Raw genomic sequence first — 26,557 nt, forward strand, 5'->3', positions numbered from 1 at the left:
CATGGCGAAAACGTTATATCAAAAATTGTACGATGCTCACGTCGTTTATGAAGCCGTAGACGAAACGCCGCTGCTGTATATCGACCGTCATCTGGTTCATGAAGTGACTTCGCCACAGGCGTTTGATGGCCTGCGTGCGCACAAGCGCCCGGTGCGTCAGCCTGGCAAAACTTTTGCCACCATGGATCACAACGTTTCTACGCAGACTAAAGACATCAACGCTTCCGGCGAAATGGCCCGCATTCAGATGCAGGAGTTGATGAAAAACTGCAAAGAATTCGGCGTTGAATTGTATGACCTGAACCACCCATTCCAGGGCATCGTTCACGTGATGGGGCCGGAGCAAGGTATCACTTTGCCGGGCATGACCATCGTGTGCGGCGACTCCCACACCGCGACCCACGGCGCATTTGGCGCACTGGCATTTGGTATCGGTACTTCTGAAGTTGAACATGTGCTGGCGACGCAAACCCTGAAACAGGGCCGCGCCAAAACCATGAAGATTGAAGTGACCGGCACTGCGGCACCTGGCATCACCGCGAAAGACATCGTGCTGGCGATTATCGGCAAAACCGGCAGCGCTGGCGGCACCGGGCATGTGGTGGAATTCTGCGGTAGCGCGATTCAGGCGCTGTCGATGGAAGGCCGCATGACGCTGTGTAACATGGCTATCGAAATGGGTGCCAAAGCAGGCATCGTGGCACCAGACGAAACCACCTTCAACTACGTGAAAGGCCGTCTGCATGCACCGAAAGCAGCCGACTGGGACAACGCAGTGGCGTACTGGAAAACCTTCAGCACTGACGAAGGCGCGAAATTCGACACCATCGTCACGCTGGACGCCGCAGAAATCGCACCGCAAGTGACCTGGGGCACCAATCCAGGCCAGGTGATTTCCGTCACTGAAAATATCCCGAATCCAGAATCGTTCGCCGACCCGGTAGAACGCGCCTCTGCCGAGAAAGCGCTGGCGTACATGGGCCTGAAACCAGGTATTCCATTGACCGAAGTCGCCATCGACAAAGTGTTTATCGGTTCTTGCACTAACTCACGCATCGAAGATTTGCGTGCTGCGGCAGAAATCGCCAAAGGCCGTAAAGTGGCTCCAGGCGTGCAGGCGTTAGTGGTTCCAGGTTCTGGCCCGGTAAAAGCACAGGCAGAAGCAGAAGGCCTGGATAAGATTTTCATCGAAGCCGGTTTTGAATGGCGTTTGCCTGGCTGCTCGATGTGCCTGGCGATGAACAACGACCGTCTGGAACCGGGCGAGCGTTGTGCCTCCACCAGCAACCGTAACTTTGAAGGCCGTCAGGGCCGCGGTGGTCGCACACATCTGGTTAGCCCGGCAATGGCCGCCGCTGCCGCTGTATCCGGTCACTTTGCTGACATCCGCACGTTGAAATAAGGGAAAACACCATGGCAGAGAAATTTATCCAACATACCGGCCTGGTCGTTCCGCTGGATGCCGCAAACGTTGATACCGACGCAATCATTCCTAAGCAGTTTTTGCAGAAAGTCACGCGCACCGGTTTTGGCGCACATCTGTTTAACGACTGGCGTTTTCTGGACGACGCAGGCCAAAAACCTAATCCAGAATTTGTGCTGAACTTCCTGGAGTTTAAGGGCGCTTCTATTTTGCTGGCACGCGAAAACTTCGGCTGCGGTTCTTCCCGTGAACACGCGCCATGGGCGTTGACTGATTACGGTTTCAAAGTGGTTATCGCACCAAGTTTTGCGGATATCTTCTACGGTAACTCATTCAACAACCAGTTGCTGCCGGTGACGTTGAGCGAAGCAGAAGTGGATGAGCTGTTTAAGCTGGTTGCGGCAAATCCGGGGATTAAGTTTGTGGTCGACCTGGAATCGCAAACCGTGATTGCAGGCGAGAAAAGCTATTCGTTTAACATCGATACTTTTCGCCGCCACTGCATGTTGGAAGGTCTTGACAGCATCGGCCTGACGCTGCAACACGAAGGTTCAATTTCCGCTTACGAGCAGAAGCAACCGGCGTTTATGCGTTAATAAACAGCAAGTCTTATACCCAAAATAATTCGAGCTGCATCGCGGCGGCAAGTGTTCGAGGCCCAGGGAGCTTACATAAGTAAGTAACCTGGGCGAGAGCACGAAGCCAACAAAGAGGCAGCTTGAAGAATGAAGGGTATTACTTCAAAGTCTCAACCAGCCCTTTGCGCTGCCCCTCCAGCGTCACCACTTTGCTACAAACATCGCGGCCAAACTGCTCGAAATCTTTTTCCTGGTTCTTCCACTCATTTTGAATCGAAGTCTGTAACCCGCCGAGGCTGCCCAACACGCCTTGCAGCGGATTACCACCACCTTTCAGAACCGCTTTCGCACCCATTTCGTTGATGCTGTCCTGCAAGATGCCGCCCATCGCCTGATTCACCAGTTGCTGCCCTTCGGAGCGCACTTGATCAATCGCTTTATAATGGAAGGTCAAACCATCCTGGCGAGTCTCGATAATCCGGTTCATCTGCTGTTTCAATTGCGCGTCGAGTTTCGTCAGGCGACCGCGCATATTGCTGCTCTCACCCACTTCCTGAGCGACGATTTTATCCAGCGCAACGCGGCCTTTTTCGACTCGAGCCAATGCGCCGTTGTTGATCCAAGGAAGATCGCTACGCAACGCTTGCTGATAGTTCACCGCCAACTGGCGCTGCGTTGCGTTTAATGTGTGTGGCTTGCCGTTAAATTGCAGGCTGCCATCCGGGGCAATAACCAAATTGCCATTCTCGCCCACAACCTGAACCGATTGCGGATTGATTACCACGTCATCGCGAGGAGTGACGCTGCATTTATAGTCGGCTTGCGCCTGCATCGCGGTGAGCAACAAAACGCCCATCAGAGCCTTACGAATCATAGCTACTCCTGAACATCTAAAAATTTAAGAAAAAAAAGGCCGGTTTTCACCGACCTGATTATTCTGCATATACCCAAAGATTTCGAGTTGCAGGAAGGCGGCGACGCAGTGAATCCCCAAGAGCTTACTTAAGTAGGTGACTGGGGTGAGCGAGGAAAGCCAACGCACGTGCAGCTTGAAAGATTAGGGTATATATCAATCCCACCAGACATCAAACAGCTCGCTAGTGCGAACATCTTCAGCCTTGTGATCTTCAAGCCATTTGCGCACCAGAGCCTGATGCTCTTCGGTGCATTTGCCGATTTCCTGCAGACAGATTAAGCCTTCCCAGGAAAGGTGGCCGCCGCCATCAAAAGCGAGGCCATTTTTATCGATAACTTCATCAATGAATTCATCAACGATTTTATCGATTTGTTCTTCGGAGGTGCCTTCCGGGAAACGCCATGCAACAGAGAACCCCACTTCCTGGAATTCGTCGATGTGCATTTTCTTACGCAAACGACGGCTACGATTAATTGCCATTACTTTACCCTCTCGAACATTAAGTCCCATACGCCGTGACCAAGACGATGGCCACGTTGTTCAAATTTGGTCACCGGACGCGAATCCGGGCGTGGTACGTAGTCGTTACTCTCCGACTGGTTTTGATAACCGTCGATAGAGGACATCACTTCGAGCATGTGTTCCGCATAAGGTTCCCAATCGGTCGCCATATGGAACACACCTCCCAGTTTCAGTTTGCTTTTTACAAACTCGGCAAACGGCACCTGAACGATACGGCGCTTATTATGACGCGCTTTGTGCCACGGATCAGGGAAAAAGAGCTGAACCATGGATAAAGAATTGTCAGGAACCATTTTTTGCAGCACTTCAACCGCGTCGTGACACATCACGCGCAAGTTCTCAACGCCCTCTTCATGAGCGGTTGCCAGGCACGCGCCCACGCCTGGTGAGTGCACTTCAATGCCTAAAAAGTTCTGCTGTGGATTAGCTTTTGCCATTGCCACCAGCGACGTGCCCATACCAAAACCGATTTCCAGCGTGACTGGCGCTTCGCGGCCAAACAGCTCGGCAAAATCAACAGGCGCGTCTTGATATTCAACGCCCATCACCGGCCAATAGTTTTCCAGTGCGAATTCCTGGCCCTTAGTCAGGCGGCCCTGGCGGCGCACAAAACTACGAATCCGGCGCATTGCGCGGCCTTCTTCATTAAATTCCGGTGAGATGACGTCATTTTTCATGGTGTTCAGGCTTTCGTTAGTGTTCGGGAAACGGGCATTATCCAAAGTTAATGGTGAGAAGCAAGCACCAGAAAGTTCCGGTTTACAGTACGGAGTCGTCTGTGCTGGAATCAGCCCCCTAATTTATATTTTTATCGGATGGCCAGGCACAATGACACAAGCGCCGCAATTCTCCCACCAGGTTCTCGACTGGTATCAAAAATACGGCCGCAAAACACTGCCATGGCAACTCGAAAAAACGCCTTATAAAGTATGGCTGTCTGAGGTGATGTTGCAACAAACGCAGGTTGCGACCGTCATTCCTTACTTTGAGCGCTTTATGGAGCGCTTCCCGACAGTCACCGATCTCGCCAATGCCCCACTCGACGAAGTGCTGCATTTGTGGACTGGCCTGGGTTATTACGCCCGCGCCCGTAACCTGCACAAAGCCGCGCAAATGGTGGCGAATCAGCACAACGGCGTGTTCCCGGAAACCTACGATGAAGTCGCCGCGCTGCCCGGCGTTGGGCGCTCTACCGCTGGCGCGATTCTTTCGCTCTCGCTTGGTAAGCATTTCCCGATTCTGGATGGCAACGTCAAACGCGTGCTGGCCCGTTGTTACGCGGTTTCCGGCTGGCCGGGTAAAAAAGACGTCGAGAAAAAACTGTGGGACATCAGTGAGCAAGTCACGCCAGCAAAAGGGGTTAGCCAGTTTAACCAGGCGATGATGGATCTTGGGGCGATGGTTTGTACCCGCTCAAAGCCTAAATGCGAGCTGTGCCCGGTAAACAATATCTGTGTGGCTTATGCCAACAACAGTTGGGCGAGCTATCCGGGCAAGAAGCCGAAAGTGACAATCCCCGAGCGCACCGGCTATTTCCTGATGATGCAGCACCAGCAAAGCATTTTGCTTTCCCAACGTCCGAGCGCTGGCCTGTGGGGCGGTTTGTACTGTTTCCCACAATTCACAACCGAAGAAGAGCTGCGCGAGTGGCTGGCACAACGCCAGATTCCCGCCGATAATCTCACGCAATTAAACGCCTTCCGCCATACATTCAGCCACTTCCATCTGGATATCGTGCCAATGTGGTTGCCAGTGCTTTCGTTTAGCGGGTGCATGGATGAAGGAACCGCTCTCTGGTATAACTTAGCGCAGCCACCGTCCGTAGGACTGGCCGCCCCTGTAGAGCGTTTGTTACAGCAATTACACGCCGAACCGGTTGTTCTCAAACTGGTAAAGGCCGTAGAAGAGGAATAAAGATGAGCAGAACTATTTTTTGTACTTACCTGCAACGTGACGCAGAAGGCCAGGATTTCCAGTTGTATCCGGGTGAACTGGGCAAGCGCATTTATAACGAAATCTCTAAAGAAGCCTGGGCTTTGTGGCAGACCAAACAAACCATGCTGATTAACGAACGCAAAATGAGCATGATGAACCCGGAACATCGCAAAGAACTGGAAGCCGAAATGGTCAACTTCCTGTTTGAAGGCAAAGAAGTGCATATCGAAGGCTACACGCCGCCAGAAAAATAATAACGCAGGGGCCGCTGGCCCTTATGCAAACCACATCAAGCACAACGCATACACGGAACGATGAAAAAATTTCTCGCGCTAGCTCTGGTTGTCCCGTTGCTCATCTCATGTTCGAGCAAAAAAGAAGATTCCTATAACGAAGCGTTTGTTAAGGACACTAATGGTTTTGATATTTTGATGGGGCAGTTTGCTCATAACATCGAAAATATCTGGGGTATGAAGGAAGTATTGATTGCGGGTCCAAAAGACTACGTAAAATATACCGACCAATACCTGACCCGCAGTCACATCAACTTTGACGACGGTACGATTACCATTGAAACCATTGCTGGCACCGATCCTGCCGCGCATCTGCGCCAGGCGATCATCACCACTTTGCTGATGGGCGACGATCCGGGTTCCATCGATCTTTATTCCGATGCCAACGACGTGCAGATCTCCAAAGAGCCGTTCCTGTATGGCCAGGTTATGGATAACACCGGGCAGCCGATTCGCTGGGAAGGCCGCGCATCCAAATTTGCGGATTACCTGCTGCAAACGCGCCTGAAAAGCCGCAGCACCGGGCTGAAGATCATCTACAGCGTGACGATCAACCTGGTGCCAAACCACCTGGATAAACGTGCGCATAAATATCTCGGCATGGTGCGTAAAGCATCGAAGAAATACGGCGTGGATGAATCGCTGATTCTGGCGATCATGCAAACGGAATCGAGCTTCAACCCATACGCAGTCAGCCACGCGGATGCCCTGGGCCTGATGCAGGTTGTGCAACACAGCGCGGGCGTTGACGTATTTAAATCGCAGGGGAAATGGGGCAAGCCAAGCCGCAGCTTCTTGTTTGATCCAGAAAGCAATATCGACACCGGTACGGCTTACCTGGCGATTTTGCAAGACAGTTACCTGGCCGGCATTGATAACCCGACTTCGCGCCGTTACGCCGTCATCACGGCTTACAACGGCGGTGCAGGCAGCGTGCTGCGCGTGTTCAACAATGATAAGAACCGCGCGTATAACATTATCAACAGCATGACGCCGGGCGACGTGTATCAGACGCTGACCACGCGCCATCCATCTGCGGAATCACGCCATTACCTGTATAAGGTGAACACCGCGCAGAAGAGTTATCGCCGCCGGTAATTCCTCTGTTTGTTGTATCTCCTGCTTTTCGTGTTTACGGCAGGAGATACAACACTCCCCCGCTTTCCCCCGCCGCAATTTGCAAAAAATGTAACCGCCGTCACTATTCTCAAATGTAACCAGAAGATGTTTTCATTTATTTGCTGAATGTACCAAAAATCTATTCACGGCACTGCTAATGTTACGATTACAACATATGGCGTCATATATGTTAAAAAACTAACATTTGCTATTAACCTCCGTGAGGATATTTTCATGAACCTTAAGCTGCAGCTTAAAGTACTTTCGTTTCTGCAGTTCTGCTTGTGGGGAAGTTGGCTGACAACACTCGGCTCATACATGTTTGTCACCCTCAAGTTTGATGGAGCAGCCATTGGTGCTGTGTATAGTTCATTGGGTATTGCGGCGGTCTTTATGCCAACGCTACTCGGTATCATTGCGGACAAATGGATTAGTGCGCGCTGGCTCTACGCAGGTTGCCACGTGGTCGGGGCCATCACCTTGTATTTCGCAGCCCAGGTCACGACACCGAGCGCGATGTTCATTGTGATTCTGCTCAACTCGCTGGCCTACATGCCAACGCTTGGGCTGGTGAACACCATTTCTTACTATCGCCTGCAATCTGCGGGAATGGACATCGTCAGTGACTTCCCACCGATTCGTATCTGGGGAACGATTGGCTTTATCTTCGCGATGTGGGGCGTGAGCTTCTCAGGCTTTGAACTGAGCCACATGCAGCTTTATATCGGCGCAACATTGTCTGTGGTGCTGGCGTTGTTCACGCTGACGCTGCCCCATATTCCGGTTGCCAACGCGCAGAAAAACCAGAGCTGGAGCTCAATGTTAGGGCTGGATGCCTTTGCGCTGTTCAAAAACAAACGCATGGCGATTTTCTTCATCTTCTCCATGCTGTTAGGTGCCGAGCTGCAAATTACCAATATGTTTGGTAATACCTTCCTGCACAGCTTTGACCAAAATCCACTGTTCGCCAGCAGCTTTATTGTCGAACATGCGTCGGTGTTGATGTCTATTTCGCAGATTTCTGAAACCGTCTTTATCCTGACAATTCCTTTCTTCCTGATTCGTTATGGCATCAAGAACGTGATGCTTATCAGTATCGTGGCGTGGATGCTGCGCTTCGGTCTGTTCGCCTTTGGCGACCCAACGCCGATGGGCACCGTGTTACTGGTGATGTCGATGATCGTTTACGGCTGCGCCTTCGACTTCTTCAACATCTCCGGTTCGGTGTTCGTTGAAAAAGAAGTGCGGCCAGAAATCCGTGCCAGCGCACAAGGCATGTTCCTGATGATGACCAACGGCTTTGGTTGCATCCTGGGCGGCATTGTTAGCGGCAAAGTGGTGGAGAACTTCACGACAGCGGGGATCACTGACTGGCAAAGCGTATGGCTGATTTTCGCGGGCTATTCACTGGTGCTGGCCTTCGCCTTCGTCGCACTGTTCAAATATAAACATGTCAGAACACCGGCAGCCATACAGCCTGCGGTCTGATTAATACAGCCCCGTTTCTCATCAGAAACGGGGCTTTTTACTACGCCTTCACCATATAACCGTAAAGCCGCTTAATCCCGTCCGCATCCGTTTCGCTGTACACGCCCTGTAATTCCGGCGAGAAGCCCGGCAGCAGATTCACGCCCTCTTCCAGCGCGAGGAAATAACGCAGCGCCGCACTTCCCCAGACTTCGCCCGGCACCACGCACAACACGCCCGGTGGGTACGGCAGCGCACCTTCCGCCGCAATACGCCCTTCCGACTGGCTCAAACGCACTAACTCCACATTGCCGCGAATAAACTCACTATTCGCATCCTGCGGGTTCATGGCAACCGCTGGCAGGCTGGCTTTGCGGAACATCGCTTTTTGCAGATCCTTAACTTCAAAACTGACGTAAAGATCGTGCATTTCCTGGCAAAGCTGGCGCAGCGTGTAGCCTTTGTAGCGTTGCGAATATTTCTGATAGATCGTCGGCAGCACGTCCACCAGCGGCGTATCGTCTTCAATATGCTGTTCAAACTGCGCCAGCATCGCCACCAGATGCGCCATTTTCTCCGTGCTTTCCGCTGGGGTTAGCAAGAACAGAATCGAATTAAGATCCGATTTTTCAGGAACAATGCCGTTTTCACGCAGGTAATTTGCGAGGATCGCCGCAGGCACGCCAAATTCAGTGTACTGCCCGGTTTCAGGATCGATTCCCGGCGTCGTCAGCAGCAGTTTGCAAGGATCAACAAAGTATTCATCCTGCGCATAGCCTTCAAAACCGTGCCATTTTTCACCTGGTTCAAAGCTGAAGAAACGGCGCTCCTGCGCAATGGTGCTCGTTGGATGATCCTGCCACGGCCTGCCCGCGACCACTGGCGGAATAAACGGTTTGATCATCTTACAGTTAGCGATGATCGCCTTACGCGCTTCGATGCCCTGCGCCACACATTCCGCCCACAAACGGCGGCCACTCTCCCCTTCATGGATTTTGGCATTCACATCCAGTGCGGCAAATAACGGGTAGAACGGGCTGGTTGAGGCGTGCAGCATAAACGCATTATTCAGGCGCTTATGCGGGCAAAAACGCGCCTGGCCACGTAGATGGTTATCTTTCTTGTGGATCTGCGAAGTCTGCGAGAAACCAGCCTGCTGCTTATGAACCGACTGCGTAACGAATATGCCCGGATCGTTTTCATTCAGATCCAACAGCAGCGGCGAACAATCCGCCATCATCGGAATGAATTGCTCGTAACCGACCCACGCGGAATCAAAAAGAATGTAATCGCAAAGATGGCCGATGTTATCCACTACCTGGCGGGCGTTATAAACCGTGCCGTCGTAGGTGCCGAGCTGAATAATCGCCAGGCGGAACGGGCGTTTTTCTTGCGCTCGTTCTGGAGCCACTTCTGCAATCTGCTCACGCAGATACTTTTCATCAAAACAGTGCGCGTCGATGCCACCAATAAAACCAAACGGATTACGAGCAGCCTCGAGATAAACCGGCGTTGCCCCTGCCTGAATCAGGGCGCCGTGATGGTTTGATTTATGGTTATTGCGGTCGAACAAAACCAGATCGCCACGGGTCAGCAGCGCGTTGGTAACGACTTTATTCGCCGCCGAGGTGCCGTTGAGAACGAAATAGGTTTTATCAGCATTAAACACTTTGGCCGCGAATTTCTGTGCATCTTTTGCCGAGCCTTCGTGAATCAGCAAATCGCCGAGTTTTACATCTGCATTGCACATATCGGCACGGAATAAATTCTCGCCGAAGAAATCATAAAACTGACGGCCCGCCGGATGCTTTTTGAAAAACTCACCATGTTGGTGGCCCGGACACGCGAACGTGCTGTTTTCCATCGCAACGTATTTTGTCAGCGTATCGAAGAACGGTGGTAGCAGGCTTTCTTCATAATCGACGGCGGCAGTTTCCAGCTCCAGATAATCCTGCGCTTTGCCGCTTATCAGCCCGCTAATCCCTTCTTGCTCGCCAGACCAGCTATCCGCCGCTAAAAAAACAGGAATCGAAAAGCCCGTGCGTTTGAGTAACGCCAGAATACCGCTGCGGCTATCGGCCACAGAAACCACGACGGCGGCAATATCGGTAAAATCGGTGCTATCAAGCGTGACGACTTCACGATGTGTAGACAATGTGGCAACCACATCGTGGCTGGCAGCAATTTTCAAAGATTTCATATGCACAAATCCCAGAGGTCAAGGATGAGTGGGTGCCATGTGGCACAGCAAAGGGAGCATTCCCCGGCGAATGTGTCTTGAAGGTCTGAAGGATAATACCCACTCCGACCGCCAGACATCAGTAAAACCAGGCATCACCTGATTTTACTGATGTCGTACAGTGAGCGTGCGCTGCCCTCACCGCATGGTGAGCGAGGGTCTTCGGAATACTAGCGAGGGGTGAACGAGCGCCATCGAGAGATGTCGGTGAAAATTGACTGTAAACATCAATAAGCGCCCCGTTGCAGATGAGTGAAAAACCGCGCAATCATGGCACCTTCTGCACCCTGGTTCAAGCCAGCGCTGCCACACAGAGCACATTATTCGTGCAAACGCACGGCTTATTCACACAAAAGCGTTGACGCCAAACGGCCTTTACGGTTTAATGCGCCCCGTTGCCCGGATAGCTCAGTCGGTAGAGCAGGGGATTGAAAATCCCCGTGTCCTTGGTTCGATTCCGAGTCCGGGCACCACTATTTAAAGAAACCAGCCTAAGGGCTGGTTTTTTGCTTTCTGGGATTCGGACTCTCCATCGAACTTCGTTCGATTACTCGTCGCATCCATGCGACTCGCCCTGCGGGTCAGCGCAAGCGCTGTTCAAAAACGTTCCCGACGTTTTTGTCCGAGTCCGGGCACCACATTTAAAGAAACCAGCCTAAGGGCTGGTTTTTTGCTTTCTGGGGTTTAGGTGGGTGCTTTGTTTCAAAACCTCACGATGAAACTAGTGTAAAACAGTGAACTGGAGTCAATATCTAAGCATCCTCATAAAATAAACGATTCAGTCTTATCACCCTTTTCATAAAGCTCTCTTTTCAACTGCATCAATAATTCCGTCAACGTTTCGCGCAAAAATAATGAGAATCCTTCTTTCCCAAGCGATGTTTCATAAACTGTCGCAGGAATAAATCGTTTCATTTCCTGATGAAAATCACCACTACCAATAATATTTGGCAACGAATCAATACGTACCAGAAGTTTTTCATTAAAGTCCACAAGACGATAATCTAATAATTTCTTGCTCACCAAATCCGAACGTAAAACTGCGCCCTGTTGCTTAAGCCATACTAAGTCCCACATATCACGATAGCGAATATGCTTGGTTGATGCAGGGAAAGCGACCAGTTTATCAGCCATCACTTCGTCCAATGTTTCAACGTTAATCAATATATCGCTGTATCCATCGGGTAAGACAGAATAGTTACGAACCAACTGCCGGACAGTACGTGTGTAGGCAGTAATATTGGCAATTTCAATCTTAATGCGTTGCCGGGGAATATCTCGTCGTTCAAGCGCAGTCGTTACCGAAATCTGCCACTTATCAACGTTAACTTCCGAATATGCTGGCTCATTACATAATTCCTTTGGCTCTTTAACCGTCACCTCAAGTCCGTATCGATTTCCGAGGTAATGTTCAATGCACTCTTTCATTTCCGCCAGATCTGCAGAACAGAATTCAGTACCGCCAGCAAAATCCAGATCTTCACTAAATCGATTTGAGTTGTAACATAACCTTAGTGAGGTTCCCCCCTGAAATGTCAGACTCTTTAATAGTCCGGCTTCAGACAGGCAAAATAGAATGTCGTAATGCAGTAGTTCTTTTTCCACCACGGGGCGTAACCCCGCCAGTCCATTCTGCTGGATAGCCTCTGTAACCAGAGTGTCAAAATCTAGACGTTTAGACATTCGTCAGCTCCGCATAATCTATCAAGTGAGTATTACGCCCGACCCGAAGTAAATCTCTGACTGCCGTTTCTTTTTTTGCAAAACGGATAGGGGATGTGGTTTCAATCGTGCCTGCCAGAATATCACTGACTGAACGCGCTGTATGGGTTAGCTCAATGACACCCCATGGCGTTTTATACTCACCACTTCGTCCGGTGGTCATGGCGGTTAAGCGGTCAATCGGGATCTGCGAGATAACCCCATACTGTGACAGTGCGGATTCTAGGCTGACATAGCTATATTCACCCCGCCGCAAGGTTTTAACGATGTGTTCAAGAATATAACTATCCTGTGTTGCACGGTTATATACGTACACCCCATATGCCGCGCGCGTTAAAATGCCACTACCTACCAGACGTTTGATCGAGGCTTTCAACGCTCTATCCGACTCATCCGGGAACAGTTTTCCAAAGTCTCGTAAATGAAAAACGTAGCGCCCGTTACGGCTGAATTCATCCAGTGTGTTAATAGCTGTCAGTTTGTCCATTTCAACACCTTTACACAAAAGCCTTAAAAAGAGGTACTTTTTGTACACTTAAATAGTGCCTGGCACAAACATTTCTACAAAAAAGACATCAATAAGTGTCATTATTGTAAACTTAATGACATATCGATAATTTTCTCAGGCAGAGGAATACCTGCACCGATTCAATTCCGTCAAATAATTGCCATCAGCACAATATGGGATGTCTAGAGACAAACTGTTTGATATCAAAAAACAAGGTCGTAAGCGGGGTTTCGACAGCGTGCGAAAAATTATTTACTATATAAATCAGTATAATAAACCGATAAACGATCCCAAGCATTGGCTCCACTATTTAAAAAAACCAGCCTAAGTGCTGGTTTCTTGCTTTCCGGGATTCAGTAATTCAACTCTTCGCCGTATTCACCACCTGCCCAAAGCCCTTTCCTTCCAGTTCTGCTTCTGGAGCTGCAAAGAAATCAATATTGAAATACGTGTCGTCTGTCAGGAGTTCGATGCGGTGCCAATATTGCGGTGGGCTTACGCCGAAATGCCCTTCCTCGATAATCACTTCTATCTCAGCAACCATGTCATTTTCATTTTTGAAGCCGATGTATTTCACCGCGCCAGCCATTACAGACAGTCGCCCGTAAACATCTTTTTTGGTGTTGTGATGGGTGAGCAATGCTTTCGGAACCGAGTCTTTGTTCCAGAATGGAGTTGAGCGAGTGTGTTTATAATCTGCCGGGATGCGAGCTGCCATGATGTTCTCCAGAATTAATAAGGTTCTGGTTTATATAGAGCAACATGCGTGCCAGTAATTTAATGCATTGTTATTAAAGAATATTAAAAACCACATCAGATTTAAGCTGTCATTTTGACAACACCAAAAACAGTCAAAACGACAGTGCCTTGTCATTTTGACTGCGTGACTATTTAATGTCGATTCCTTAGAGGCCGTGGGATTTGCTGCCCGGCTTCATCAAAATAGCGACTAGGCCAAATTTCTTCGGCTGAATGACCAATGACGCTGGCAATGAGCCTTTCACCTTTTGCCCATGGGCGAGATAAAGCATTTGCCAGAGTAGAGGATGCGAGGCCTGCCTCACGGGAGATTGCCGCAAGCGAGGTGCCTTTTTTGTGCACAGCCGCGATGATATCGGCAGTGTGCCAGTCGGTGCGGGGCGTCATTGAGCACCTGCGCCGATAAATGGCAGGAAGGTCGGGTTATGTGAAGTTTTTTTCATGTTTTGCATTTCCAGTATCTTGGGTGACGCGCTACCACAAGAGGTGCAATGCTCTTTGGTGGTAGCCCAGACAGGGATTGCACTACCGGGATACTGGAAACCGGCCTGACCGAAGTCAGCCCCGCCTGAGCCACCATTGAACGTTTCAAATCACAAAATTGATTTTTGACGGATGTGACAAGGCAAAACAAAGGATGAGCTAGATGCGCATTCCTTGCTTCCAGATTCCTCGGGGTGCAACTCCCGGCTACAGATGTGCTGTAGCGCGCGAATAATAACGTATCGCCTAATCGACTGTCACGAAGGGAATTATCACGCTGCGAGACACATTCCAGAACATGTCGAATATGCCTGTTGTGGGCTATATATGTGGAGGAATGATTTAAGGATAAGCCCCTATGATGCGACTCACGATGATCCTGCTCGGCGTTGATTTTCTGCGTTCTCACTGGCGCGGATTACGCCGTTTCGGCTGGATCACACTGATTGCAGGTATCATTATTTTCATTGATGCGCTGGATGGTTCGCTGTTCTTTCCGATCCAACCTTTCGCCTGCCTGCTGTTGTTCGAGGGCGTCGCTACGCTTATGGTGGCGCATAGCGGGATGGGCGGGCAGCGCGTTTTGCGTTATGTAAAAGGTGGCGTATTTACCGTTGCCGCATTGCTTATTCTGGCTGGTCAGCATGATGGTAATTTCGTGCTGTCGATGATTTTCGGCATGCTGTTTTTGTTCGATGGCGCGCTACAAATTGCCTCCGCCGTCGTGGTGCGTTATCGACGCTGGCGACCGGCGTTATGGGGCGGCATTATCGAAATCGCGCTGGCAATATTCTTCTTCCAGCCGTGGCCGTCACACTATTCAGGAACGGTTCCCTATTGTCTCGGCCTCGGCCTGGCATTTGCTGGCTGGAATATGTTTATTCTCGCTAATCGCGTCAAACGTGCCGCTGAAAACCCAGGACTCAAGGGCGCGGTTTACATGGAAGAAGCCGATATTCCTGACGTTGTTGAGTGGGACGGCCCTCCCGCCGATGACGAAAAAGCGCTGACGGTGCATGTATGGACGCCCGCAGGCTCGGCCCCCAGCGAAACCATTCCCCGCCCGGTGATTAGCCGCTATATCGCCGCTGTTGACCGCAACGGTGTTATCTCGACCGGGCATGCGGCTTTAGAATCCCCCGGCGGCGTTTACATCAGCCTTTACCCAGCGGAACTTATCGATCAGTCGCCGGACGAATTTGCCCGTCTGTTGCGTGCCACGCCGGAAAACAACGTGCCAGGGATCTTTCAGCCGGATTACGCAACCGAGTCGGCAAAATGGTGCCCATCAACACGAAAAGTACGAATCCGGAATTACAGCGAAGAACGCCTGAGAGAGTTTTGGGAAAGTTATCGCCAGAACGAATCCTACAATTTGACCTACCGAAATTGCTCAAGCAGCGTGGCGCGGGCGTTAGAAGCGGCGCTGGAAGGATCCGTTGGCAGGTTATGGCATAAACGCGGCTTCTGGATGGCGATGGGGAAATTGATGTCCACACCCGAACTTTGGGTCGCGCTGCAATTACGCAAGCGTGCACAAACCATGGCCTGGACGCCCGGCCTGGTGCTGGATTACGCCCGCGCGCTCAGTATGCTTGCCGATCCGCGCCCGACGGGCTGGCTAAACACCACCAGCCGTGCGCTGAAGAAAATGCTCACACGCCGGGTGGCGTGGGGCAAAGGGAAAAGCGGTGAGGAAACGGCTGAAGATTAACTTTAAATATCAGCGACTAACTTTTTCGCCGCCTTGCGGTGGCGCGAAATAAGATCCGGCACATCCAGCCCAACGATATTGCCATCGGTGACACGCCATTTTCCGCCGATCATTACATGCTCCGCCTTTTCCGCACCGCATAACAGCAGCGCAGAAATAGGATCGTGGCTGCCGCTAAAACGCAGTTCATCTTGGGCAAACAGCGCCAAATCGGCTTGCTTACCCACGGCGATTTCACCGATATCGCTGCGGCCAATCAATTTCGCCGAGCCTTGCGTTGCCCAGCCGAGCACACGCTGCGGCGTTATGGCCTCCGCGCCGTAGCGCAGACGTTGCAGATACAACGCTTGCCGCGCTTCATACATGATATTTGACGCATCGTTAGACGCCGAACCATCAACGCCCAGGCCAACCGGCGCACCCGCATTTTCCAGATCTACCGTCGGGCACATGCCGGACGCGAGGCGCATATTGGAAACCGGGCAATGGCAAACGCCCACACCCGCACGCCCCAGGCGCTGAATTTCACTCTCATCAAAATGAATACCGTGAGCAAGCCAGGTCCGGTCATTTAGCCAGCCGACGCTTTCCAGATAATCCACGGTGCGCAGGCCAAAGCGTTGCAGGCAGAAGTTCTCTTCATCCAGCGTTTCAGCCAGATGAGTATGCAAACGCACGTCTTCTTGCTGGGCGAGTTGCGCGCTGTCTCGCATAATTTCGGTGGTAACCGAAAACGGAGAACAAGGTGCCAGAGCGATTTGCAACCACGCCCCTTCCCCGCGCTGATGGTAGCGTTTAATCAGTCGCTCGCTGTCGCGCAAAATTGTCTCGCCCTGCTGCACCGTGTGGCGCGGGGGCAAGCCGCCTTCGTCTTCGCCCAGACTCATCGAACCACGCGTCAGCACCGCACGCATTCCCAGCTCGCGCACCACATCAACCTGCACATCAATCGCCTCTTCCATGCCCTTCGGGAAAAGATAGTGGTGGTCGGTCGTGGTGGTACAGCCTGAAAGCAAAAGCTCCGCCATGGCGACTTTGCTGGCGAGCGCCAGAGCTTCGGCATCAAGGCGTGCCCAGACGGGATAAAGTTGTTTTAACCACGGAAAAAGCGGCACGTTAACGACCGGTGCCCAGGCTCTGGTCAGAGTCTGATAGAAATGATGGTGAGTGTTGATAAGGCCGGGTAACAAAACTAATTCGCGGGCATCAAACACCGCATCGCATGGGCTTGCGGGTTCACCACCTGCGGGGATCAATTCACGGATCTCGCCAGATTCGACAACCACGCCGCCAGAGGCGTCTTGCAAATTAGCGGTAAAAGCTGCGCGGGGATTTTTGATCCACAGACGTTGTGCAAACATAACTGGCTCCTGAAATAAAAATAAAGGGAAGCCAGCTCAGTTATGGCCTGTCTGCTGATCCAGGCATTGCGCGGGGCAATTCCGCCATTCTAACCAGGAAATAAACGGGCCACCATCGCGTTTTCTTATTGGGGTATTCAAAACGGAAAAAGGCTTCGCTGAACATGCCGCGAAGCCTGTATTGATGCGGTATTACTTGGTTTTTGCAGCGGGTTGTTTTGCTGCTTCTGGCGCTGGCGCAGTTTTCAAAGTGATTTCTGGCACCTTGCCGAAGTCCACTTTTACCGCTTTCAGCTTAGTGGTCAGGTCGGCTGTCACATCCAGCTCTGGCGCGATGGAAACCGCAGCCTGCGTTGGCATGATGACGGAGATTTTCTTCTCGGTACGGTAGGCGTCGCTGGTGGTTTGCATCGCCTTCATCACTACATTACGTGCCGCTTGTTGCTGTGCTTTCCATTGTTGTGTAAGCACATTTCTGTCTGCCTGGCGTGCCGCTTCAACTTTATCGGCTGGCAGAGTGGTGTAGCTCTTTTCTGCCAGTTGTTGGCCTTTGTGAAGATTTTCATTCACCGCTTTCAGATGTTCTTGTTCCTGCTTTAACAGGCCTGATTCCACTAATGCTTTTTCGACGTTAACAAATTTCATTTGTGCATCCCCTGCTGATTTTGCATCACAACCCACGAGCATGGCGCCTGCCACCAGTACGACCATTGCCGCACCGGCCACATGGCGAATTAAATTTCGTTTCATTGATATGAGTCCTGCTGAAATACAAATATGGGCAAACTTATAATTATGAACGATACAACACGCTTATTTCATTCATAATAAATATATACTGAATAAGCTGACGGATATATTATGGAAAATATAATCAAAATAACAGGCACAAAGTCTGAATTGTATTTAACTGACCACTTCTAATCGGCGAGCCGTTTCGTAATGCTTAACCCAATAACTGTTCGAGAGAGAAGACATTGTTACGCCCATGCTGCTTGAGGCATGAATAAACTGATCATCACCGACATAGACGCCCACATGGCGCATACCCGGCGATGTTTTGAAAAAGACTAAATCACCCGGTTCTAATTTCTCTTTGCTGACTTTCTCGCCATTGGTAATTTGTTGCGTCGTGGTTCGCGGCAAGGCTTTATGGAAAGAATCATTAAAGATATGTTGCATCAACGCCGAGCAATCCACGCCTTTATGCGTGGTTCCACCCAAGTGATAGCGCGTCCCTTTCCAGTTTGAGAATTGTTGTAATATAGCGCTTCTGACTTCGGCTGAATCATTGCTGTTATCAGCACTGGAATAATGTGATTTTGTGAAGAACATTTTTTGATTAGAGGTATGTTCTTTTTTATTAAGTGATTGTGTTCCAAATGATGCAAATTCCTTTGGCATATTAAAAGCAAAGGAATTGGCACTAACCAACAAAGGAGCAACAAATAATGTTAACGCGATAAGCTTTTTAAAACGAGGCATAGGAAATATCTTTCTTCAAAAAATACAGACAAACAGGCCATAACTGGTGTCTTCAGTAATGGGATAAGCAACTCCTTTTGGGTGAGCAAATAATAACCGATGAGTGGAATTTAAACAGGTTAAACTTTGTCCAATTCTAGACTTAGGATTTTTGATTTAGAAAACAGTCTGCTACCCCGCTTCGTTTACCTGCTAATCACGCCTAAACGTGAATCAGATCCACCTCAGGGCGCTGATAATGCGGCCACACTAACGCAACCAGCGTGGGATAAGCATCATGGCTGAACTCATCAAAGCACTGGCGTAAATTCAGCACTTCTATATCTGAAAACGCGACTTTTTCTCCTTCTGCGCAGCGTTTGCGCAGGTTGTCGTAATAACGATAGATAGCCGAGTTCAGGTCACTGCAACGCCGTTGAGCACTGAAAAGCACAGGGTTCGCACTCAGTTCATCAACACTCATGCGCTTTATGGTGGCATGAGCAAAATCAACATATTCGTGACTCACCCGCCAGTAATATTCCGGCGTGATTTTTAACATTAACTTTGCAAAGTAATCTTCACATTCATCCGCCTCAGATAAATTTAATTTAGGGGAAGATGAAACAGCCGCTTTTACTTTTGGCTGTGTTAACGATCGCATCACAACCCATACTGCGCACAACGGTAATAAGAATAAAATAATAGTGAAAATGACGCTCGACATTAGAGACTCCTGTTTTTTTTATAGTAATTTTGAGGCAAAATATTGTCAACGTCACGCCGGTTATTTTGATAAACACATCATTGATATAAAAGGAAAATGTCATGCTGCCCAATAACCTGGTGCCCGCGACACTTCCGCTATTGCCGCCGGAAGAGGCTGTGAGCACGGAAGGTGAAATCACGTTATCTACTGATATTGCTGATGATTTCTCACTCCTTGAGAAAACAATCCTCAGCACTAATAATTACGCCGGGCAGGCGAAAAACTCATTGCTGGACGAAAACGATCGGCATTTAAAAGACCGTTTATTTTGTGCGGTAAAGATTGAAGCTATATCCACCTTACTCAATGAGTTAATTGAACAAGAAAAAGTGTGCCCAGCCGATCTCCAGATGTTGATTGAAGATAAAAAATTGCAGATAAGTCAGGAAGCGCAGCAGATCTGGATCAATCAGTTAACTCAGGAAAAAACCTGGCCGCTGTTTTATTCACTGGATAATTAAAATATATGTCGCAGTTACCCGATGATAGCCAAGTGCAGAAATTTACCTTAAGTGAAAATATTGCCGCACTGGTACAAATTAAAAATGAAAATATCGCCCGTTTTGCGCAGGGGAAAATTAATATCACCTCAGCTTTGGTTGAACAAAAATGGCATAACCGCCATCAAATTTATCCTTACCGTGTGAAAGAAGAGATTTATGGTGCCGTGCTGAGTGAAATTATCGCCAGTCATCCTGGATTGAAAAACCAGATTCTTGGACGCCTGGAAGCGCTCTATCAACAGTTGAGAATCGATGAAGCACAAACGCTATCGCGCACCCGTGCGCTGCTGGAAGACAACTACGAAACACCGCATTTGTGACATTAAGACGTGCGCAAAGCATCCGGGCACGCTTAACCTTCGGTAATAATTTCAGTGACATCCGCTCGCACGCCGATTCGCACTTCACTCACTCGTTCAAATTTGCTTTTGTCGATCAGCAATAGCGACTGGGCCGCACGCTTGAGCAGCATGGTTTTGTACTCCGCATTCCAGCTTCGCGTGTCCCACAGCGTTCCATCGCTATCCACGCCTTCGCAAGAAAAAAGGAACAGATCGATATCCAGTGATTTGAGCTGCGCGGCTAATGGCGCGTTGATATAGCAGGCATATTTGCGCTGAAGCACCCCGCCGGTGCAGATGACCTGGACGTGTCTACGCCGGGATAGCGCCTGGCAAATCCGTTCGCTGTTGGTGAAAACAGTCAGGGGCATATCAGGAAGCAGTCGCGCCAGATACCAACACGTTGAGCTGGCATCCAGCGCGATCACCATTTCTGTGGCAATCCATGGCAGCGCACGACGGGCAATATCGGCTTTGCTATTAAGGTGGCTTTTCAGGCGCGCGGAAAAAGGATCGCCACTTTCATCGGCACCACGATTGATACGTTTTGCCCGCCCGTGCTGGCGAATAATTTTCCCCTGCTTTTGCAATTCACGCAGGTCGCGCCGCACCGTTTCATGACTCACATCTAATAAATTAACCAGTTGTTCCGTGGTCAGATTTTCGTATTGTTCGACAAGCTGAACCAGTTCCTGTTGGCGTACGATTTTCATGTTGGCGTCTCCCGGTGATGGCCGGATATTAGGGGGTGACGCCCTTCTTTAACAAGATGTTGCCGTACTTTGCCCGCTCCCCTGTGATGACGATCGCAAATGCACGTTGGGCGCGTTCATAAAATGCATAGCGATCTATGCGCTCTATCGCAGGCCCGTATTCACCATTAAAGAGCGCCTGCCGATAACGCTGCTCTACCTGATTATCGAGTTCATCACCACTGACCGGTGCCATCATCAGCAGTGGCGGCGCATAGCTGTCTAGCTCAAAAAGCGGGATTACCGCCGCCAGCAATTCGCTCACCAGAACACCGTCGGCGCGAATCACCTGCGGGCCAATACTATGAGCAGGAAAATGAGCATCGGCGAAGATAATTTCATCTCCATGCCCCATTTCAGCGAGCACTTTTAAAAGCGTTGGGGAAATTAGCGGCGAGATATTTTTCAGCATGTCACACTCCATTTTCAGCAAAATTGCGATAAACCTCGCATTGTTCGCCAGGATAAAAATAACGATATTGGTAATCAACCTGCGCTCGCGCCTGCTCAGGTGAACTAAATTCGCCACAACCAAACCAGGCAAACATCGCCGCGCCCAGAACCGTTGTTTCGGCATCGTCCAGCACTTTTATTGGCAAACCGAGAATGTCGGCTTTTATCTGGTTCCACAGCGCATTGCGACTGCCTCCGCCTACCAGCAACAACTCCTGCGCCTTAAAGCCGCCGATAGATTCCAGAACCTGCAAATTATTGCGTAACTGCCAACTCAAACTTTCCAGGGCGGCGCGATAAAAATGCCCACGCGTTGTAGAAAGTGTTGCGCCCTGCCAGCCCGCGTTTGACGGGCGTGCCATTAGCCCGCTATCCATCCGCAGCCCTTCGCAACCCGGTTCAACCTTTTGTGCAGCCGCGATCATTTGCTGATAGACCAGCCCGGGCTCAACATCGTGCCAGTGAAGATTACGCACCCATTCCAGAACGCCGGAAGCCAGCCACTGTAGGCCTGGATTATATAAACCCGGCAGGCTGTCCAACTCACAGGTTGAACCGGCATAACCCGGCAACAGCGCGGTGTTAACCGTCGGGCTACGCGCCATTAATATTTCCCACGTCCCAGAGGAAAGCACCGGTTGAGAAAGGCCAGCCCCCGACCCAAACAGTGCAAACTGCGTGTCGTGGCCCGCAGAAATCACCGGAATGCCTGGGGATAACCCAAAGTTTGATGCCACGTGCGGGAGCAACGCGCCGATGACTTCTCCAGGCATCACCTGAGGCGGGAATAACCGCTCAGGTAAGCCCACCGCCTGCAAAATTGCATCGCTGAATCGGGCGTTATGGATATCGAGCAATTGGCTGGTGCCTGCCATCGTGCGGTCAGTAGTCAGCTTCCCCGTCAGACGTTGGTTAATTAAAGATGAAATAAACAGCCATGCGTCGGCGCGCTCGATAAGTTCCGCATGATGCTGTTTAAGCCACAACAATTTGTACAAGGTGTTAAAGCTGAATTGACCGACACCCGACAGCGTTTGTAAATCCTGCGGCGAAATCATGCTGTTAATTGCCGCCATCGTTTCCACGGTGCGCGGGCATTTCCAGCTAATAATCGGGTAAAGCGATTCACCGCGTTGATCGGTTAACGCGCCATCCACCCCAAAAGTGGTGACGGTTATTCCGCGGATTTCCCAGCCGCTCAGTTGCTCCATCACCTCTCGGGAACACCGCTGCAAACGCTGGAGAATGTCGTCGAGTGACCAGTCATGCCAGTGTGGGTTCTCGGCCGAAATACGGCTTTCATTGGCTACCGCCGCTTTGGCAACGATTTGCCCCTCGCGCCCAACGGCCATTGCCCGCACATTTGTTGCCCCACAATCCAGAACTAACACGGCTTCTTGCTTCATCACGCCTCCTGCATTCAATGCCGCCACGTCGTAAGTGGCGGCATTGGCGTGTTTAACGCTTATAAAGCGGGCCATAATTCTGACAGGCACGATAATCCTGCCCTTCGATGTCCATGCCGTGCGCCGCCCATACTGAAGGGCGATAAATCGCATCGTCCTCAACGTTATGCATACACACCGGAATACGCAGCATTGAGGCGAGAGTGATCAAATCCGCACCAACGTGCCCGACAGTCAGAACGCCGTGATTCGCCCCCCAGTTCGACATCACAGACCAGACATCTTTGAACGGCCCAACGCCGGTTAAACGTGGAGCAAACCAGGTCGTCGGCCACGAGGAATCGGTGCGCTTGTCGAGCGTATCATGGACATCTTTCGGCAGATCAACGCTCCAGCCTTCGGCGATTTGTAGCACCGGGCCAACGCCTTTGATCAGGTTGATGCGGCTCATAGTAAACGGCACGCCGCCTCGGGTCAGAAAGCGCGATGAGAAACCGCCGCCACGGAAATACTCGTGCACCGCCGGGCACCATTCGGTTGCGGCCAGGCAAGCATCGGCTTCTTGCTGGCTGATTTGCCAGTGCGGTTTCATGGTTGGATTTCCAGCGTCATCTTGCTGACGGCAGGTGCCATCGAGCGCCGCCGAACCTGAGTTAATCAGGTGGATAATGCCGTGTTCAGCACGCCCGGTGAGCGCCTTGCCTGTCACACGTTTGACGACTTCCGGCGACCAGAAAGTACGCACATCGGCAAACACCTGCGCGGTGCCAGTCAGCAAATGTCCGAACAACATTGAGGCCCCATTGAGGCTGTCATTTTCGGTTGCCACAACGTACGGCTGGCGCACCCCGTGCCAGTCAAAAGAGCTATTGAGCAATGCTTCAGCGGTATCGCCATTCGGGTATTGATCCGTCCAGTGGCGCTGGCCCTGGAAACCTGCGGCAATGGCGTTGTAACCCAATGATTCTTCGACGAGGCCCTTCTCGGCAAGCCTGGTGTTGCCCTTCATCATGTCTCTGATACACATCGCCATCAGCAAGCTTTCACGCAAAATCGCGTGGTTTTCTTGCTCCGTGCGGTGATATTTTTCAGCGTTTTTATCTTCGCCGTATTTAAAGTTTTTATCTGCCCAACTCAGCGCCAGCTCAAGCTCTTGCTCATCATAGATTTTATGGTCAATGCGGCGGCGCAGTTCAGTCATATCCACCGCCTGCACTTTCATGCCGAGGTACGATTCAAAGAAGTTGTGGTCCACTATCGAACCCGCGATCCCCATCGAAACGCCCCCCACCGACAAATAACTCTTGCCTTTCATACTGGCTACGGCAAGACCCGCACGCGCAAAGCGCAGTAGCTTTTCCTGCACATCTGCCGGAATCGACGTGTCGTCAGCTTCCTGCACGTCATGGCCGTAGATTGAAAACGCGGGCAAACCTTTTTGATTGTGCGCAGCAAGCGCTGCGGCCAGATACACCGCGCCAGGACGCTCGGTGCCGTTAAAACCCCAAATGGCTTTCGGACGCATCGGGTCCATATCAATGGTTTCGCTACCGTAGCACCAGCATGGCGTAACCGTGATGGTCAGCCCGACATTCAAACGGCTGAATTTTTCTTCACAGGCGGCGGACTCTGCCATTCCAGCAATTGTCGTATCAGCAATCACACATTCAACGGTAGTACCGCAGGCGTGACGCAATTGCTCGGTAAGCAGTTGCGCCGTGGCTTTCGCCATATTCATGGTTTGTTCTTCAAGTGATTCGCGCACGCCCATTCTTCGGCCATCAATAACCGGGCGAATACCTATTTTGGGTAGTGAATTAATATGGTTCATAAGAAACCTCTTGTTGATAAATCTGTTTTTTGTGAACGAGATAAAGACACTTAAGCACATCAAAAAATGTGAATAGCGTAAAAAGTGGAATTTGCTAACTCGAATTAGCATAGATACCGAAGTTTAAAATCGACAATAAAATTATCTGGGAAGTGTGATGTTTTTCACGAGATTTATCTTTCAGAGGAATTGTTAAAAAACTCAGCTTTTCCGACAAAGAAATAAAACAATCAAATTCAATTAGATAAATCATTAACACAGAGCTGCGTCACAATTTGATAGCAAATTATTTGTCGGAACTGCAGAGTTTGAATAGTTTTAAAGCGGAAATGCTAACTCGAGTTAGCGAATATTAAAATTCAACGGGATTTATACACTGAGCAAACCGGAGCGCGGGCAACACAGAAAAGCCTGAACCCGGAAAATAATGCCATCACGTATTTGTCTTTCCCGTTAAATACCGACCGCGAACACCTGATCAATTCAAGGGAAAGCGCTATGTCAGACCATTTTTTGCAAATGAATAATATTACCAAACGATTTCCCGGTGTTCTGGCGTTGAGTCATGTCAGTTTCAATTTACGCCGTGGTGAAGTCCATGCTTTGCTTGGGGAAAATGGCGCAGGGAAATCAACACTAATGAAAATCCTTTCTGGCGTTTATCGACCGGACGAGGGTGAAATTATTTTTGAAGGCAAAAAGGTCAAATTCGACAGTCCACTCGAAGCGCAAAACTTAGGTATCACTATCATTCATCAGGAATTTAACTTATTCCCGGATCTGACGGTTGAAGAGAATATTTATATTGGCCGCGAGTTTTGCAAAAACAATCGCTGGCGACTCGATGCTCCGGCACAACGGGCATCGGTAAAAGAAATTCTGGCAAAACTTAATCTCAAAATTAAGCCAGAAACACGCGTTTCCGATTTAACCGTTGCCCAGCAACAGATGGTTGAAATCGCGAAGGCCATATCGGTGAATGCCAAAGTTCTGGTGATGGATGAACCGACAGCCGCGTTAACAGAAAGCGAGATTGATAGCCTGTTTCGCGTCACACGCTTGCTTAAAGAACAAGGTACTGGCGTTGTGTACATCTCGCATCGTCTGGAAGAACTGGCGCTGATTGCTGACCGTGCAACCGTGATGCGTGACGGGCAATACATTGATACGGTGGATTATGAAACGGTACAAATCAGTGATCTGATTACCAAAATGGTCGGGCGTAAACTCGGGGACATTTACCCACGACGCCCGCCCTTTACCGGTGAGCACAAGGTGTTGGAAGTTAAAAACCTTCAACGCAAAGGTGTGCTGCATGATATTAATTTCAGCCTTTATCAAGGTGAAGTACTGGGCCTTTCTGGCTTAATGGGCGCTGGTCGAACTGAGCTTGCGCGCGCATTATTTGGCGCTGACCCCATTGATAGTGGCGAAATATTTCTTAATGGTGAATTAACCAAAATAGATGACGTGCATCAGGCTATTGAGAAAGGTATTGGCTATTTAACTGAAGACCGCAAGAAAGAAGGGCTGGCATTAGGATTATCTGTTGAACTCAATATCATGCTAGGAAACTTCCCTGAGTATTCCGATAAATTTGGCATCGTTAAAGAGAAACAATGTGAAGAAATAAGCCAGCAACTGGTTAATGCGTTACGCATTAAGACACCTCACTTACAACAAGCGGCCCTTAATCTAAGCGGCGGTAATCAACAGAAAATAATTATCGCCCGCTGGGTCTGCAAAGATACCGACATTTTAATTTTTGATGAGCCAACCCGGGGTATTGACGTAGGAGCAAAGCTAGAAATTTATGAACTGATGAATCGCCTGGTCGCTAAAGGGAAATCCATCATCATGATTTCATCTGAATTGCCCGAAATTCTTGGCATGTGCGATCGCATATTAGTGATGCGTAGCGGCCACATAGCAGGTGAGCTGACCCAGGCCAACGCCTCTCAGGAAACCATTATGAAATATGCGACGTTAGAGGACTGAA

Annotated in this window: 26 protein-coding genes and 1 tRNA gene; 11 read left to right on the forward strand and 16 right to left on the reverse strand. The window is 50.1% G+C overall.

What is annotated here, in order from left to right:
- Window position 1 precedes the first annotated feature (1 nt).
- Together leuC and leuD are read left to right on the forward strand one after the other, a co-directional pair.
- Window positions 2-1,402, forward strand: coding sequence for a 3-isopropylmalate dehydratase large subunit (leuC, locus tag D6029_RS01390; protein ID WP_120063045.1), 1,401 nt, complete (start codon window positions 2-4; stop codon window positions 1,400-1,402).
- An 11-nt stretch (window positions 1,403-1,413) separates the two neighbouring features.
- Window positions 1,414-2,019, forward strand: coding sequence for a 3-isopropylmalate dehydratase small subunit (leuD, locus tag D6029_RS01395; protein ID WP_120063046.1), 606 nt, complete (start codon window positions 1,414-1,416; stop codon window positions 2,017-2,019).
- Between the two features lie 139 nt (window positions 2,020-2,158).
- Here the strand turns inward: leuD and D6029_RS01400 are convergent, their stop codons facing one another.
- From D6029_RS01400 to trmB, 3 genes are all read right to left on the reverse strand, one after another.
- Window positions 2,159-2,875, reverse strand: coding sequence for a YggN family protein (locus D6029_RS01400; RefSeq protein ID WP_120063047.1), 717 nt, complete (start codon window positions 2,873-2,875; stop codon window positions 2,159-2,161).
- 195 nt (window positions 2,876-3,070) lie between these two features.
- A complete protein-coding gene (locus tag D6029_RS01405; protein ID WP_120063048.1) occupies window positions 3,071-3,397 on the reverse strand; it encodes a YggL family protein in 327 nt (108 codons plus the stop codon).
- The gene (trmB, locus tag D6029_RS01410) at window positions 3,397-4,116 is read right to left on the reverse strand and encodes a tRNA (guanosine(46)-N7)-methyltransferase TrmB (protein WP_120063144.1); all 720 of its coding nucleotides are present in this window, start codon (window positions 4,114-4,116) and stop codon (window positions 3,397-3,399) included. Before trmB ends, D6029_RS01405 begins: the two co-directional genes overlap by 1 nt.
- 151 nt (window positions 4,117-4,267) lie before the next feature.
- Between trmB and mutY the strand changes: the two genes are divergently transcribed.
- The 4 genes from mutY (at window position 4,268) to D6029_RS01430 (ending at window position 8,274) form a co-directional block, all read left to right on the forward strand.
- Window positions 4,268-5,353 carry an A/G-specific adenine glycosylase gene (gene mutY / locus D6029_RS01415; protein ID WP_120063049.1) on the forward strand — a complete coding sequence of 362 codons (1,086 nt, stop codon included), beginning with the start codon at window positions 4,268-4,270 and terminating at the stop codon, window positions 5,351-5,353.
- A 2-nt stretch (window positions 5,354-5,355) separates the two neighbouring features.
- Window positions 5,356-5,628, forward strand: coding sequence for an oxidative damage protection protein (locus tag D6029_RS01420; protein ID WP_034493327.1), 273 nt, complete (start codon window positions 5,356-5,358; stop codon window positions 5,626-5,628).
- 60 nt (window positions 5,629-5,688) lie between these two features.
- Entirely contained in the window at window positions 5,689-6,765 is a 1,077-nt protein-coding gene (gene mltC / locus D6029_RS01425; protein ID WP_120063050.1) for a membrane-bound lytic murein transglycosylase MltC, read from the forward strand.
- Between the two features lie 255 nt (window positions 6,766-7,020).
- Window positions 7,021-8,274, forward strand: coding sequence for a nucleoside permease (locus tag D6029_RS01430; protein ID WP_120063051.1), 1,254 nt, complete (start codon window positions 7,021-7,023; stop codon window positions 8,272-8,274).
- A gap of 40 nt (window positions 8,275-8,314) precedes the next feature.
- Here D6029_RS01430 and D6029_RS01435 read toward each other — a convergent pair whose 3' ends face one another.
- Complete coding sequence (locus tag D6029_RS01435) at window positions 8,315-10,453, reverse strand: ornithine decarboxylase (RefSeq protein ID WP_120063052.1); 2,139 nt, start codon at window positions 10,451-10,453, stop codon at window positions 8,315-8,317.
- A 436-nt stretch (window positions 10,454-10,889) separates the two neighbouring features.
- Between D6029_RS01435 and D6029_RS01440 the strand changes: the two genes are divergently transcribed.
- Window positions 10,890-10,965, forward strand: a tRNA-Phe gene (locus D6029_RS01440).
- Window positions 10,966-11,254: 289 nt separating this feature from the next.
- Here the strand turns inward: D6029_RS01440 and D6029_RS01445 are convergent.
- The 4 genes from D6029_RS01445 to D6029_RS01465 form a co-directional block, all read right to left on the reverse strand.
- The gene (locus tag D6029_RS01445) at window positions 11,255-12,175 is read right to left on the reverse strand and encodes a nucleotidyl transferase AbiEii/AbiGii toxin family protein (RefSeq protein WP_120063053.1); all 921 of its coding nucleotides are present in this window, start codon (window positions 12,173-12,175) and stop codon (window positions 11,255-11,257) included.
- On the reverse strand, window positions 12,168-12,701 hold the full coding sequence (gene abiEi / locus D6029_RS01450) for a type IV toxin-antitoxin system AbiEi family antitoxin (RefSeq protein ID WP_167455954.1): 534 nt from the start codon (window positions 12,699-12,701) through the stop codon (window positions 12,168-12,170). The genes D6029_RS01445 and abiEi overlap by 8 nt, the downstream gene beginning before the upstream one ends.
- Before the next feature lie 382 nt (window positions 12,702-13,083).
- Complete coding sequence (locus D6029_RS01460) at window positions 13,084-13,440, reverse strand: TehB family protein (RefSeq protein ID WP_120063056.1); 357 nt, start codon at window positions 13,438-13,440, stop codon at window positions 13,084-13,086.
- 173 nt (window positions 13,441-13,613) lie between these two features.
- Window positions 13,614-13,868 carry a helix-turn-helix domain-containing protein gene (locus tag D6029_RS01465; RefSeq protein ID WP_120063057.1) on the reverse strand — a complete coding sequence of 85 codons (255 nt, stop codon included), beginning with the start codon at window positions 13,866-13,868 and terminating at the stop codon, window positions 13,614-13,616.
- A 454-nt stretch (window positions 13,869-14,322) separates the two neighbouring features.
- Here D6029_RS01465 and D6029_RS01470 point away from each other — a divergent pair, with 454 nt between their 5' ends.
- Window positions 14,323-15,678, forward strand: coding sequence for an HdeD family acid-resistance protein (locus tag D6029_RS01470; protein ID WP_120063058.1), 1,356 nt, complete (start codon window positions 14,323-14,325; stop codon window positions 15,676-15,678).
- Between the two features lie 2 nt (window positions 15,679-15,680).
- Here the strand turns inward: D6029_RS01470 and D6029_RS01475 are convergent, their stop codons facing one another.
- The 4 genes from D6029_RS01475 to D6029_RS01490 all read right to left on the reverse strand — a co-directional run bounded on the left by D6029_RS01475 (window position 15,681) and on the right by D6029_RS01490 (window position 19,230).
- A complete protein-coding gene (locus D6029_RS01475; protein ID WP_120063059.1) occupies window positions 15,681-17,039 on the reverse strand; it encodes an 8-oxoguanine deaminase in 1,359 nt (452 codons plus the stop codon).
- Between the two features lie 192 nt (window positions 17,040-17,231).
- Entirely contained in the window at window positions 17,232-17,789 is a 558-nt protein-coding gene (locus tag D6029_RS01480) for an OmpH family outer membrane protein (protein WP_120063060.1), read from the reverse strand.
- Window positions 17,790-17,945: 156 nt separating this feature from the next.
- The gene (locus D6029_RS01485; protein ID WP_418230234.1) at window positions 17,946-18,374 is read right to left on the reverse strand and encodes an NlpC/P60 family protein; all 429 of its coding nucleotides are present in this window, start codon (window positions 18,372-18,374) and stop codon (window positions 17,946-17,948) included.
- 352 nt (window positions 18,375-18,726) lie between these two features.
- Window positions 18,727-19,230, reverse strand: a complete 504-nt coding sequence (locus tag D6029_RS01490) for an ESA_00282 family adhesion-associated protein (protein WP_120063062.1) — start codon at window positions 19,228-19,230, stop codon at window positions 18,727-18,729.
- A 101-nt stretch (window positions 19,231-19,331) separates the two neighbouring features.
- Between D6029_RS01490 and D6029_RS01495 the strand changes: the two genes are divergently transcribed.
- Together D6029_RS01495 and D6029_RS01500 are read left to right on the forward strand one after the other, a co-directional pair.
- A complete protein-coding gene (locus D6029_RS01495; RefSeq protein ID WP_120063063.1) occupies window positions 19,332-19,733 on the forward strand; it encodes a hypothetical protein in 402 nt (133 codons plus the stop codon).
- 5 nt (window positions 19,734-19,738) lie between these two features.
- Window positions 19,739-20,095: a cytoplasmic protein gene (locus D6029_RS01500; RefSeq protein ID WP_120063064.1), complete on the forward strand. Its 357-nt coding sequence runs from the start codon at window positions 19,739-19,741 to the stop codon at window positions 20,093-20,095.
- A 32-nt stretch (window positions 20,096-20,127) separates the two neighbouring features.
- On the opposite strand, the gene fucR is transcribed toward D6029_RS01500, so the two are convergent.
- Genes fucR through fucI form a run of 4 tightly spaced genes read right to left on the reverse strand, consistent with a single transcriptional unit; the run spans window position 20,128 to window position 24,558 of the window.
- Entirely contained in the window at window positions 20,128-20,829 is a 702-nt protein-coding gene (gene fucR / locus D6029_RS01505; protein WP_120063065.1) for an L-fucose operon activator, read from the reverse strand.
- Window positions 20,830-20,857: 28 nt separating this feature from the next.
- The gene (fucU, locus tag D6029_RS01510; protein WP_120063066.1) at window positions 20,858-21,280 is read right to left on the reverse strand and encodes an L-fucose mutarotase; all 423 of its coding nucleotides are present in this window, start codon (window positions 21,278-21,280) and stop codon (window positions 20,858-20,860) included.
- 1 nt (window position 21,281) lies between these two features.
- A complete protein-coding gene (fucK, locus tag D6029_RS01515; protein WP_120063145.1) occupies window positions 21,282-22,727 on the reverse strand; it encodes an L-fuculokinase in 1,446 nt (481 codons plus the stop codon).
- Between the two features lie 52 nt (window positions 22,728-22,779).
- Window positions 22,780-24,558 carry an L-fucose isomerase gene (fucI, locus tag D6029_RS01520; RefSeq protein WP_120063067.1) on the reverse strand — a complete coding sequence of 593 codons (1,779 nt, stop codon included), beginning with the start codon at window positions 24,556-24,558 and terminating at the stop codon, window positions 22,780-22,782.
- 498 nt (window positions 24,559-25,056) lie between these two features.
- Between fucI and D6029_RS01525 the strand changes: the two genes are divergently transcribed.
- The gene (locus D6029_RS01525) at window positions 25,057-26,556 is read left to right on the forward strand and encodes a sugar ABC transporter ATP-binding protein (RefSeq protein ID WP_120063068.1); all 1,500 of its coding nucleotides are present in this window, start codon (window positions 25,057-25,059) and stop codon (window positions 26,554-26,556) included.
- The last annotated feature ends 1 nt before the right edge of the window (window position 26,557 follow it).

The organism is Buttiauxella izardii (assembly GCF_003601925.1).
GTDB classification, from domain to species: Bacteria; Pseudomonadota; Gammaproteobacteria; order Enterobacterales; family Enterobacteriaceae; genus Buttiauxella; species Buttiauxella izardii.

Coding starts and splice junctions, on each gene's coding strand:
- D6029_RS01525 (WP_120063068.1), top strand. CDS start 25,057: ATGTCAGACCATTTTTTGCAAATGAATAATATTACCAAACGATTTCCC.
- D6029_RS01490 (WP_120063062.1), bottom strand. CDS start 19,230: ATGTCGAGCGTCATTTTCACTATTATTTTATTCTTATTACCGTTGTGC.
- D6029_RS01475 (WP_120063059.1), bottom strand. CDS start 17,039: ATGTTTGCACAACGTCTGTGGATCAAAAATCCCCGCGCAGCTTTTACC.
- D6029_RS01435 (WP_120063052.1), bottom strand. CDS start 10,453: ATGAAATCTTTGAAAATTGCTGCCAGCCACGATGTGGTTGCCACATTG.
- fucR (WP_120063065.1), bottom strand. CDS start 20,829: ATGAAAATCGTACGCCAACAGGAACTGGTTCAGCTTGTCGAACAATAC.
- D6029_RS01420 (WP_034493327.1), top strand. CDS start 5,356: ATGAGCAGAACTATTTTTTGTACTTACCTGCAACGTGACGCAGAAGGC.
- fucI (WP_120063067.1), bottom strand. CDS start 24,558: ATGAACCATATTAATTCACTACCCAAAATAGGTATTCGCCCGGTTATT.
- D6029_RS01500 (WP_120063064.1), top strand. CDS start 19,739: ATGTCGCAGTTACCCGATGATAGCCAAGTGCAGAAATTTACCTTAAGT.
- D6029_RS01445 (WP_120063053.1), bottom strand. CDS start 12,175: ATGTCTAAACGTCTAGATTTTGACACTCTGGTTACAGAGGCTATCCAG.
- mutY (WP_120063049.1), top strand. CDS start 4,268: ATGACACAAGCGCCGCAATTCTCCCACCAGGTTCTCGACTGGTATCAA.
- D6029_RS01470 (WP_120063058.1), top strand. CDS start 14,323: ATGATGCGACTCACGATGATCCTGCTCGGCGTTGATTTTCTGCGTTCT.
- D6029_RS01430 (WP_120063051.1), top strand. CDS start 7,021: ATGAACCTTAAGCTGCAGCTTAAAGTACTTTCGTTTCTGCAGTTCTGC.
- D6029_RS01495 (WP_120063063.1), top strand. CDS start 19,332: ATGCTGCCCAATAACCTGGTGCCCGCGACACTTCCGCTATTGCCGCCG.
- D6029_RS01465 (WP_120063057.1), bottom strand. CDS start 13,868: ATGACGCCCCGCACCGACTGGCACACTGCCGATATCATCGCGGCTGTG.
- D6029_RS01480 (WP_120063060.1), bottom strand. CDS start 17,789: ATGAAACGAAATTTAATTCGCCATGTGGCCGGTGCGGCAATGGTCGTA.
- fucU (WP_120063066.1), bottom strand. CDS start 21,280: ATGCTGAAAAATATCTCGCCGCTAATTTCCCCAACGCTTTTAAAAGTG.
- fucK (WP_120063145.1), bottom strand. CDS start 22,727: ATGAAGCAAGAAGCCGTGTTAGTTCTGGATTGTGGGGCAACAAATGTG.
- trmB (WP_120063144.1), bottom strand. CDS start 4,116: ATGAAAAATGACGTCATCTCACCGGAATTTAATGAAGAAGGCCGCGCA.
- D6029_RS01485 (WP_418230234.1), bottom strand. CDS start 18,374: ATGTTCTTCACAAAATCACATTATTCCAGTGCTGATAACAGCAATGAT.
- D6029_RS01460 (WP_120063056.1), bottom strand. CDS start 13,440: ATGGCAGCTCGCATCCCGGCAGATTATAAACACACTCGCTCAACTCCA.
- abiEi (WP_167455954.1), bottom strand. CDS start 12,701: ATGGACAAACTGACAGCTATTAACACACTGGATGAATTCAGCCGTAAC.
- D6029_RS01405 (WP_120063048.1), bottom strand. CDS start 3,397: ATGGCAATTAATCGTAGCCGTCGTTTGCGTAAGAAAATGCACATCGAC.
- mltC (WP_120063050.1), top strand. CDS start 5,689: ATGAAAAAATTTCTCGCGCTAGCTCTGGTTGTCCCGTTGCTCATCTCA.
- leuD (WP_120063046.1), top strand. CDS start 1,414: ATGGCAGAGAAATTTATCCAACATACCGGCCTGGTCGTTCCGCTGGAT.
- leuC (WP_120063045.1), top strand. CDS start 2: ATGGCGAAAACGTTATATCAAAAATTGTACGATGCTCACGTCGTTTAT.
- D6029_RS01400 (WP_120063047.1), bottom strand. CDS start 2,875: ATGATTCGTAAGGCTCTGATGGGCGTTTTGTTGCTCACCGCGATGCAG.